Annotated in this window: 1 pseudogene; it reads left to right on the top strand. The window is 33.9% G+C overall.

What is annotated here, in order from left to right:
• Window positions 1-18: 18 nt before the first annotated feature.
• A pseudogene (locus tag NE547_RS18045) lies at window positions 19-297 on the top strand (hypothetical protein).
• The last annotated feature ends 84 nt before the right edge of the window (window positions 298-381 follow it).

Genomic DNA, 381 nt, shown 5'->3' with positions numbered 1-381 from the left:
AAGAGAGGAAAACAGAAAATGAAAAATATAGATGAAAAAATTTTAATGGCAGAAGAAGAAATCAAGCAGTTACAAAACAAAAGAAAAAAGCTAATCAGTCAGCAAAAACAGGAAGATTTTGAAAGTATCTTTACCGCCAGCAAGGACTTTACCAAAGATGAATTTTATTAGCTAATCACATTTTCAAACATTAAAGAAGCAATCAATCAAAAAATCTTAAAAATCATAGAGAAGCGAGAAGAAAGCGAAAATCAAAATACAGAAAATCAAGAGGAAGAAATGGAAACAGAGGAATAGTCCCTTGTTTACAAGGGCGCACATATACACCTTAACAGGTGCGTGCGTTCTCCGAAGGCTCTTAGCAGAGGGTATATCAGCTAA

This window comes from Flavonifractor sp. DFI.6.63 (assembly GCF_024462255.1).
Taxonomy (GTDB): domain Bacteria; phylum Bacillota; class Clostridia; order Oscillospirales; family Oscillospiraceae; genus Lawsonibacter_A; species Lawsonibacter_A hominis.
Note: the sequence above shows the minus strand (reverse complement) of the source record. Positions and strands in the feature narration are given on the sequence as shown.